Source organism: Plantactinospora endophytica (assembly GCF_016862915.1).
Taxonomy (GTDB): domain Bacteria; phylum Actinomycetota; class Actinomycetes; order Mycobacteriales; family Micromonosporaceae; genus Plantactinospora; species Plantactinospora endophytica.
In genome coordinates this window covers 1-9,669 of the sequence record NZ_BONW01000065.1, presented here as the reverse complement: position 1 = coordinate 9,669, position 9,669 = coordinate 1, and the positions used below count along the sequence as shown (strand labels likewise).

9 protein-coding genes are annotated in these 9,669 nt (G+C 72.4%); 3 read left to right on the top strand and 6 right to left on the bottom strand.

The genetic code is table 11. From position 1 onward, the window contains the following. Positions 1-176: 176 nt before the first annotated feature. The 4 genes from Pen02_RS41215 to Pen02_RS41200 all read right to left on the bottom strand — a co-directional run bounded on the left by Pen02_RS41215 (position 177) and on the right by Pen02_RS41200 (position 3,157). Positions 177-407 carry a hypothetical protein gene (locus tag Pen02_RS41215; RefSeq protein ID WP_203871652.1) on the bottom strand — a complete coding sequence of 77 codons (231 nt, stop codon included), beginning with the start codon at positions 405-407 and terminating at the stop codon, positions 177-179. A 141-nt stretch (positions 408-548) separates the two neighbouring features. Next, positions 549-1,583 (bottom strand): questin oxidase family protein, encoded by a 1,035-nt coding sequence (locus tag Pen02_RS41210; RefSeq protein ID WP_203871651.1) that lies wholly within the window; start codon positions 1,581-1,583, stop codon positions 549-551. 152 nt (positions 1,584-1,735) lie between these two features. Further along, positions 1,736-2,428 carry a DUF998 domain-containing protein gene (locus Pen02_RS41205; protein WP_203871650.1) on the bottom strand — a complete coding sequence of 231 codons (693 nt, stop codon included), beginning with the start codon at positions 2,426-2,428 and terminating at the stop codon, positions 1,736-1,738. Positions 2,429-2,497: 69 nt separating this feature from the next. Then, a complete protein-coding gene (locus tag Pen02_RS41200) occupies positions 2,498-3,157 on the bottom strand; it encodes an SRPBCC family protein (RefSeq protein WP_203871649.1) in 660 nt (219 codons plus the stop codon). A 316-nt stretch (positions 3,158-3,473) separates the two neighbouring features. Between Pen02_RS41200 and Pen02_RS41195 the strand changes: the two genes are divergently transcribed. Next, entirely contained in the window at positions 3,474-4,469 is a 996-nt protein-coding gene (locus Pen02_RS41195) for a DUF5937 family protein (protein WP_203871648.1), read from the top strand. 133 nt (positions 4,470-4,602) lie between these two features. On the opposite strand, the gene Pen02_RS41190 is transcribed toward Pen02_RS41195, so the two are convergent. After that, complete coding sequence (locus tag Pen02_RS41190; protein WP_203871647.1) at positions 4,603-5,277, bottom strand: response regulator; 675 nt, start codon at positions 5,275-5,277, stop codon at positions 4,603-4,605. Then, positions 5,274-6,521, bottom strand: coding sequence for a sensor histidine kinase (locus Pen02_RS41185; RefSeq protein ID WP_203871646.1), 1,248 nt, complete (start codon positions 6,519-6,521; stop codon positions 5,274-5,276). Before Pen02_RS41185 ends, Pen02_RS41190 begins: the two co-directional genes overlap by 4 nt. Positions 6,522-6,712: 191 nt before the next feature. On the opposite strand from Pen02_RS41185, the gene Pen02_RS41180 reads away from it, so the two are divergent. Together Pen02_RS41180 and Pen02_RS41175 are read left to right on the top strand one after the other, a co-directional pair. Then, positions 6,713-7,339: an anthrone oxygenase family protein gene (locus Pen02_RS41180; RefSeq protein ID WP_203871645.1), complete on the top strand. Its 627-nt coding sequence runs from the start codon at positions 6,713-6,715 to the stop codon at positions 7,337-7,339. Beyond that, a complete protein-coding gene (locus Pen02_RS41175) occupies positions 7,336-9,618 on the top strand; it encodes an MMPL family transporter (RefSeq protein ID WP_203871644.1) in 2,283 nt (760 codons plus the stop codon). Before Pen02_RS41180 ends, Pen02_RS41175 begins: the two co-directional genes overlap by 4 nt. Positions 9,619-9,669 lie beyond the last annotated feature (51 nt).

Genomic DNA, 9,669 nt, shown 5'->3' with positions numbered 1-9,669 from the left:
GCCCCCGATCATTCCCCCGAACCGACTCGATCATGAAACCGAACCGGACATCGCGGCCGGTACCGGATCCCAGCGACCATTCGCTCCGGATCCCCCGGAAGACCCATCCGCCCCATCAGCACCGCGAGCACGGTCCTCGACCTGTATGCAGACATACCGGTCGCCGACCGGTGGGCTCATCCCGTCGTCAGACGTTCGACCAGGGCGCCGAGGTGGCGCTCCACCTGTTCCCGGTCGTAGCCGCGCAACCGTACCGTCAGAACGGGCCGGCGCAGTTCCTCGGCGACGGCGGCACGCTCCGCCGGGCTGTCCGACGCCAGCGCGTGAACTGCCCGACGGGTCAGCTCCTGCACCTCGCCCCGGTCGTAGCCGCGCAGTACGACAGTGAGATCGGGATCCTCAACCACCCCGGCAGTGTGGCAGCCCGTGTCCAGGACGGACCGACCACGAACGGGGCATCCCGGGTCGCGCGGCTGTCCGACGCGCCGCCCGTGGTGGACAGCTCGCCGAGCGGGCGGCCTGCCGGGGTCGGCGAGGACGCGCGGACGTCAGCCGATCAGCTCGGCGGCCCGTACGGCGGCGACCAGCGCCGCCCGGTCGCCGGTCCGGTGGTACACGTCGACGGCGGTGTCGGCGAACTTGATGACGTGCTCGTCGCCGTGCGCGACCGCACGCGCCAGCACGTCCGCGTCGTCGCCGGTCACCACGGGCAGGCGGTCCGGCGTAGCGGTCCCCGGCGCGTACGCGGACAGCACGGCCGCCGTCGCCGACCAGGCTGCGGCGAGACTCGCCGACCACAGTTCGCGGGGCAACGCCGGCAGGACGTGCAGTACCGCGTTGGGTGCGGTCGCCGTGTGCACCAGCAGTACCGGGTTGGCGTGCCCGTGGGTGGCGTAGCGCAGCGTGGCGGCGGTGGTCAGGTCCGACAGGATCGCGCGCGCGTCGTCGGGGTCGGACGGTGCTCGTAGCGCGGCCACGGTGCTCGTCCAGCCCGGTACCTCGGGCAGCCGGGCGAGTCGTTCCGCGACGGTGCCGGCCTGCCTGTCGAGGCGCGGCAGCATCGCCAGCACGGCGTTCGCCGGCAGCCGACCGGCCGGGGACTGGGCGCCGGGTACCGCACGGAACCGGGCGGCCCAGAACGCGAGGCCGTGCGCGAGTTCGACCAGTACCGGCCGGCTCGTGTCGCCGGTGAGCAGCGTCCGGACGGCATGACCGACCCGGATCACCCCGTGCGTGGTGCCGGCGACGATGCCCGGCAGGAGCCGGGGCCACCAGGTCGCGAGCACGTCCCGCCAGGGTCGCTCGGTAACCTGCCGGGTCAGGTACGCCGTCCAGTCCCCGATCCGCCGCTCGTCGCCGAGTGCCTGCCGCCAGTTCCGGTCGCCCACCGCCTCGGTCGACGCCGGCAGATCGTCGAGCCGGCCGATGTACCGGTCGAGCCAGCCGTGCACCTCGCCCACGTGTCCACGGCGTACCAGCACCTCGACCGCCATCGGGCCGTGGTTGGTCAACGTGTTCTCGCCCCATTCCGGCCCTGCGCCGTGCAGCCGCTGGTACGCCTCGGAAAGAAGTTCGGTCTCCATGCGTAAGAGGTTCTCGTTAACGCTCCTCGGCCGCGACGATTAGGGCTTGGCCCAATCGTCCGCCTGGACCGACCAGCCACCGCCGCCGGCTGCTCGGTCCGGTACGACCAGCCCGGCAGCGGTGGCTGCCCCCGTTCCGACCCGTGCGGCGGCTACTCCTCGCCGGGTCGGCGCAGCCGGCGGCCGGCCGTCAGCGACGTCCAGACCAGCACAAGGCCGATCGCGACGGCGAAGGCGACGTTTGCCGGTCGGGCGCCCGCCAACGCGAAGATCGACATCCAGCCGGCCAGGAAGAGGGCGCCGGTCGCCGTACTGAAGACGGCCCAGCCGCGTCGGCCGGCCCGGGCGAACCTGCGGGCGAACACGAAGCAGGCGGCGACCACTGCCAGGAAGGCGATCCCGGCGACGAGGAAGTGCAGCATCCCGGACCAGGTGACGCTCGTCGGCAGGCCGGGTGGGGTACCGGGCGGGAAGCCGTCGGCGGGGTCGGCGGAGAAGACGGCCGCAGCCACCATCCCGGCGCCGAAGACGCCGACCAACCGGGGTCCCCAGACTCCGCCCCGGCCGGCGGCCGGTCCCAGCACCCGGCGCAGACCGATCGCGTACGCCACGAGCAGCAGGCCGCTGACCGCGAAGTTGGCAATCTGGATCCAGCCCAGGGTGCCGTTGCTCAGCAGGCTGGCCGGATGCCGGGTGATGTCGAAGCCGTCCCGGGTCGACATCTGGAGCAGCACGACGACGATGTAGAGCGGACCTGCGAGGACCCCACAGGTCAGCAGCGTCCTCGTCGAGCCGACGACACCACGGGACGGCGTACCGGCCGGCGTGGTGGCGGTTCCGGTCATCGGTCCGCCCCGCGCACCGGTACCGGCCGGAGCGCCCGTACCGGACGGGCCGTTCGCGGCGGGCGGCGGTCAGCCATTGTCGTCTCCGCCGGTGTCGGGGGCGAAGTGCTGCATCGCGAACGCGACGGCGGCGGCGAGGTCCTCGTCGCCGGTCCCCCACGCGGCCTGGACCGCGGATCCCCAGGCGTGGCAGCTACGGGTGGCGAACTCCCGCGCCTCGGGCGTCTCCTCCCAGGTCGCGGGGTCGAACTCGGTACCGGTCAGGTGCAGGTGGAGGCCGAGCAGCGCGAGGTCCCAGCCGACGCCGATGCCGATCGTGCCGCCGGGGCCGTAGCTGCGGACCAGCTCGTCGACGATCTCGGCGGGCGACGCGTGCTCCAGTTCCAGGACGGTGCCGCCGTCCTCGGCCGGTGCGAGCCGGACCTCGACCTCGGTGGCCATGCCTTCGCCGAGCAGCCAGGTGACCTTGACGAGGCGGGGCTCCTCGCAGCGCAGGATCTGCCCGCCGGCATTGCCCTTGAGCTGGTACGTGCCGCCGAGCCGCAGGTCGCCCTCGATCGGGGCGAGCCACCGACCGATCCGGTCGGGGTCGGTGCAGGCGTTCCACACGTCCTCGATCGGGGCGTCGTAGGTGCGGCGCAGCAGCAGCGAACGTCCTTCGCCGGTAGCGACGGGCTGGTCGCCGACCTTCCGGTGGGTGGCGTTGATCTGCTCGACGATGTCGATCACGTGTCTTCCTCGTTCTCGATTGACGGTTGGTTGTCTGTGGACGATGAACCGGCGGGGCTGTCGCGGTGCGGTTCCCGGCGTTCACGCCGGCCGCGGGCGAGTTCGACACCCAACGCGTCCAGGCGCTGGTTCCAGAACCGGCGCAAGCGCTCGATCCAGATGTCGACCTCCCGTGTGGTGCGGAGTGGACCGCGTACCGGTGCCGGATGCCCGCACAGCAGAGAGAATTTCATCTGGGACTTATATAAGTCAAGCCTGAATAGAGGACTTCGGGTGGCGCAGTTGCTGCCAAGTCCGGACTACTACCCTCTGCCTGGTGATCCACCTGCACTTCCATCCGGAGGACCTGGGGCACATCCGGTTCGCGTTCTCGCCCCTGATGGAAGCCGTCACCAGCGTGCGGGCACTGTCGACCGGCACACCGACCCAACTGCACGCACCCTGGGTACGGCAGATGGCGAAGCGGCTCGACGACGTCGACCTCGAACTGCTGACCACGATCGTGCGGCCCGCCGGATACCTCCCCGACTTCCTCGTCCCGCCGCCCTCGACCCGGCTGTCCAGCATCGCGGCGAGCCTGGCCGAGGTCGCCGCCACCGACCTCGACACCGTGGTCGAGCAACTGTCGCACCTCGCCGGGCACCGGGTGGCACAGCAGGGCCCGGACCGACCGCGACGGGAACGGCTGATGCGGGAACTCGTCGACGAGCCCGGGGCGGCGCTGGCCCGGCTCGTCGCCGCGTTCGAGCACTACTGGCAGGTCGCGATCGCGCCGTACTGGCCACGGATCCGGGCGCTGCTACAGGACGACCTGGCCTACCGGCTCGACGAACTCGCCACCGGCGGGGTACGGCAACTGTTCCGCACGCTGCACCCGCTGGTCAGCTTCGACCGCGACACGTTGCGCGTCGTGAAGTACTACGAGGGGCACGCCGACCTGCGACGCCGGGGACTGCTGCTGGTGCCCTGCGTCTTCGCCTGGCCCGACGTGGTCGTACGCACCGGCGACCCTGGGCCGCCGACCGTGACGTACTCGCCCCGGGGGCTCGGCCGGCTCTGGGAGACTCCGACGGTCCGGCAACGGTCACCGCTGGCCGGTGTGCTGGGCCGTACCCGGGCCACGATCCTCGCCCAACTCGACCTGCCGATGTCGACGACCCAGCTCGCCTGCCAGGTGAAGCTGGCCGCGCCCACACTCAACTCGCACCTGAAGGCCCTGGCGGCGGCGGGGATCCTTTCGGCCCGGCGGGACGGCCGCTCGGTCCTCTACACCCGTACGTCGCTCGGGGACGCCCTGCTCGCCGGGGCGTAGGTCCGGCGAGCGCCGCGTCCACCACGGCCCGCGCCGCAGATCCTGTCGAACGGTCCCGACCGGCCTCCAGATCGCGCCCCTCGCGCCGTCGGGGCGCCGCCCGCAGCCTCGGCACGTCGCGCAGGAGCCGCGACTACCGCGCCTCCGGGCGGTTCGCCGGGGCGACCAGCCCGGACTCGTAGGCCAGTACCACCAGTTGCGCCCGGTCCCGCGCCCGGAGTTTCGTCATCGCCCGGCTGACGTGCGTCTTCGCCGTCGCGTGGCTGATCACCATCTGCGCGGCGATCTCGTCGTTCGACATCCCGCGAGCGGCCAGCGCCACCACCTCACGTTCGCGGTTGGTCAGGACGTCCAGTACGGACGAGAGCTGCCCCTGCGGCGGGCGGGAGACGTACTCGTCGATCAGCCGACGGGTGATGGTGGGAGACAGCAGCGCGTCTCCCCTGGCGGCGACCCGTACCCCGTGCAGCAGGTCCTCGGGCTCGGTGTCCTTGACCAGGAAACCACTCGCCCCGGCGCGCAGTGCGGTGTAGACGTACTCGTCCAGGCCGTAGTTGGTGAGCATCACCACGCGGGTACCGGTCAGTCGGCGGTCGGCGGCGATCCGCCGGGTCGCCTCGATGCCGTCGAGCACCGGCATCTGGATGTCGACCAGCGCGACGTCCGGCAGATGCCGCACCGCCTGCGCGACCGCCTGCTCGCCGTCGGCCGCCTCGGCAACCACCTCGATGTCGTCCTCGGCCGACAGCAGTGCCCGGAATCCCGCCCGGATCAGCGCCTGGTCGTCGGCGAGCAGGACCCGGATCACGATGCCGCTCCGCACGGCAGGTCGGCGTGCACGGCGAAACCGCCACCGTCGCGCGGCCCGGCACGCAGTGATCCGCCGAGGGCCGTCACCCGTTCCCGCATGCCGACCAGGCCGACTCCGGGTGCCACGCCGGAGTCTCGTGAGTTCCCGTCGTTGCCGTCCGTGTCCCGAGGACGCCCGCTGCCCCGCCCGTCGTCGTCGACGCGTACCGCCAGCGACTCCGTACCGTAGTCGAGTTCGACAGCCACCTGCGCCGGTCCGGCGTGCCGGGCGACGTTGGTCAGCGCCTCCTGGATGATCCGGTACGCGGCCCGGTCGACCGGAGCAGGCAGGCTGCGCGGCTCCCCGATGATCCGTACGGTGACGGGCAGCCCCGCCCGACGGGCTCCGCCGACGAGGTGCTCCAGACGGTCCAGGCCGGTGCCGGGACGCTCGTCGTCGCCGCGCAGCACTTCGAGGGTGGCACGCAGTTCCCGGATCGCCTCGCCGCTGGCCTGCTGGATGGCGAGTAGCGCGTCGGGAATCGGCTCGTTGCGCTTGCGGGCCAGGTGCACCGCCACGCCGGCCTGCACCTTGATGATCGAGATGCTGTGCGTCAGCGAGTCGTGCAGTTCGCGGGCGATCCGTAGCCGCTCCTCGTCAGCCCGGCGGCGGGCGGTCTCCTCCCGGGTCCGCTCCGCGTCGGCCGCCCTCCGCTCCACCTCCGCTAAGTACGCCTCGCGGTGCCGGATCACCTCCGCAAGGGTGCAGGCCGCGAGCATCCAGCCCACGAGCAGGATCCAGCGCTCGACCGCGTCGGATGATTCCGCGCCGCCACCACGGAACAGCACCTCCCCGCCGATGCCGCCGACCAGGACGACTCCGACGGCGACCAACGCCGCCCGGCGGTGCCCGGCACGGACCGCCGCGTACAGGGCGACCAGCACCGGTACGGCGGGGATGACACCCGGATAGCCCCGCACCTGGTACGCGAGCAGACCGGCGGTGACGACGCCGAGCACCAGCCGGGGCGACCGCCGACGGAATGCCAGTGTCAGCGCCGCGACCAGGAGCAGCAGGTAGCCGCCCGGGTCGAGTTCCGTCCTGCCCGGCGGTGCGGTCCGGGAGCCGAGCAGTACCAGCACGGCGACTCCGGCTGCGACCAGCCAGTCCCGCCGGCTGCCCGAGCCGGCACCCCGCCACAGTCCGCCGTCGCGCCACCATCCGCCGTCGCGCCACCGTCGGCGCCCGCTTCCGTCGCGCATCCCCGAACGGTAGACGACCGTCGCCGGACTCCGCGTCGGGCGGAAGATGTAGCCGACTCCTACCACCGGGGACGTAGTCCTCCGCCGTCCTGCGTCGACGTCGGTAGCGGCAGGTGTCCTCTCTCGACCGACGACGGGAGGTCTTCGGGACGGCATCGTCGACAGGCGTCGAGCCAGTCGAGGAGGGGACAATGACCAGCACATCCGCCCAGCCTGCCCGTACCCCGGGCGACCGTGCCGTGGGCGACGGACGCGGCGTCCGGGGTAGCGTCGGCTCGGACGCCGGGGCGCGGGGCAGGACCGTCCGGGTCGTCCGTGGGCTCTCGCTGCTCTCCAGCGGCCTGTTGGCCGGTGCCTTCGGCTACGGAGCGGTGAACGTCGTGCAGGCGTTCCAGTCCGTGCCGCTGGAGGTACGGCTGACCTTCCACACCGCCCTGATGCGGATGAACGGCCCGGTGATGCAGTCGGTGATGGGCGTGGCGTTCCTCAGCGCACTGGTGCTGGCCGTGCTGTGGCGCGGCACGCCACGGATGCTCGCTGCCGGAGCGAGCCTGCTGACCCTGACCACGTTCCTGGTCACCCGGTTCGGCAACGTGCCGATCAACCGGCAGATCAGGGAGTGGCTCGCCGGTTCTGTCCCGGCCGACCACGCGGCCATCCTGGAACGCTGGGAGTTGCTGAACTACGTCCGAACCTTCACTGCGGTGGCCGCGTTCGTGCTGTTGCTGGTCATCGTCGACCGCGCGACGGCGGTGGCCGTGCGCCCGGACACGGGGCCGGGCGCACGGCCGGACGCGGGGCGGAAGGCGCGGCGGTGACGGCGCCGACCGGCGAGCCGCCGGATCGGAGTGCGCCGAACGTCCGCGCTCTGGTCGGGCTGGTCGCGGGCCGGCGTACCAGTTGGGTTGTCCTGGGGTTCTGGCTGGTCGCGGCCGTCGTGACCGCTGGGCTCGCCGACCGGTTGGGGTCGGTGCAGGACGACGACTCCGGGTCATCGCTGCCGGCCGGCGCCGAGTCCGCCCAGGTGTTGCGGGTGCAGACCTCGACGGCGTCCGAAGCTCCGCTGGCGGCGGTCGTCGTCTACTCCCGGCCGACCGGGCTCACCGGCGCCGACCGCGCCAAGCTGGCCGCCGACGCGCGGGGCTTCGCCGGGCGGGCCGACCTCGGCGGTACGGTGGTCGGGCCCACCCTCGCCGCCGACGGGACCGCCGCCCGGATCGCGATCCCGCTCGACCTCGGACCGGACCCCTTCGACCGGGTCGCCGAGGCCGTGGGCACGATCCGGGAGGCCGCCCGTCGGGACACGACGGGCATGACGGTGTACGTCACCGGTCCGGCCGGCGCGCTCGCCGACCAGAGCGCGGCGGTCAGCGGCCTCGACCGGCGACTGTTGCTGGCGACCGTCGCCGTGGTCGTGGTGATCCTGCTGGTCACCTACCGCAGCCCGGTGTTGTGGCTGTTGCCGGTGCTCTGCGCCGGGCTGGCTCTGGTCGCCGCGCAGGCGGTCGTCTACCTGCTCGCCCGGTACGGACAGTTGACCGTCACCGCGGACAGCAGTGCGATCCTGACGATCCTCGTCTTCGGCGCGGCCACCGACTACGGACTGCTGCTGATCGCCCGCTACCGCGAGGAGTTGCGGCGCCATCGGGACCGGTACGACGCGATGGGGCTGGCACTGCGCCGGTCCGCGCCGGCCATCCTGGCCAGTGCCGGTACCGCCGCCGCGGCGATGTCCTGCCTGCTGCTCGCCGACCTGGGCTGGACCCGGGGACTCGGGCCGGTGCTGGCCGTCGGCGTACTGACCGGCCTGGTGGTGATGCTGACCGCCTTCCCGGCACTGCTGGTGAGCTGCGGACGCTGGGTGTTCTGGCCGGCCCGGCCACGGTACGACTCCGGCGTCGGGTTCGGGTCCGGCACCACCGGGTTCGGGTCCGGCACCTCCGGCTCGGGCTCCGGCTCCGGCATCTCGGGCTCGGTGGGCGGCGCGGCGGGCGCTGTCGGCGGCGTGGGCGTGGTCGGCTGGTGGGGCCGGATCGGGCTACTGGTCGCCCGCCGGCCCCGGGTGACCTGGCTGGCGACCACCCTCGCGCTCGGTACCCTGGCCCTGGGCGTCGTCCAACTCGACGCGACCGGCCTGACCGCCCAGGAGTCGTTCCGGGGCAGCCACGAGTCGGTCCACGGTGAGCGGGTGCTGACCCGACACTTCGCAAGCGGCACAGGTACCCCGATCGCGGTGGTCAGTCGCCCCGACCAGGCCGAGCGGGTCCGGGCGGTACTGGGCACCGTGGCCGGCGTCGATCCCCGGTCGCTGACGTCGACGGAGCTTCGCGCCGGGCAGGCGTACCTGGAGGCGATGCTCGCACATCCCGCCGGCAGCCGCGCGGCGTACGACACCGTCGACCGGGTACGCGCGGCGATGCGTACCGTTCCGGAGGCGCGGGCACTCGTCGGCGGGGAGACGGCGATCCAGCTCGACGTCCAGCGGACCGCCCGGAGCGACCGGAACCTCCTGATGCCGATCGTCTTCGCGGTGGTCTTCGCCATCCTGGTACTGCTGCTCCGGTCTCTCGTGGCGCCGCTGCTGCTGGTCGGTACCGTGGTGCTCTCCTTCGCGGCGGCACTCGGGGCGAGCGTGCTGGTGTTCCGGTACGTCTTCGGTTTCACCGGCGAGGACAGCTCGCTGCCGCTCTACCTCTTCGTCTTCCTCGTCGCGCTCGGCGTCGACTACAACATCTTCCTGATGACCCGGGTACGCGAGGAGACCGTCCGGTACGGCACCCGGCGGGCAACGCTGATCGGCCTGGCCGCCACCGGTGGAGTGATCACGTCGGCCGGCCTGGTGCTCGCCGGTACGTTCGCCGTGCTGACGACACTTCCGCTGACGATGATCGTCCAGCTCGGTTTCGCCGTGGCGTTCGGCATCCTGCTGGACACGATCGTCGTCCGCTCCGTACTCGTACCCGCGCTGAGCCTCGACGTCGGCCGGTACCTGTGGTGGCCGCACCGCCTGTTCCGCGACGCGGACCCGGACGGCCCGATGATGCGATCCGAGCCAGGCACCGGTCCTGCCACGCCGGCTGACACCGTTACGGGTTGACCGGCGGCAGGACCCGGAGACGCCGCTGGCCGGGTCCCCTGTGGTTGGGGA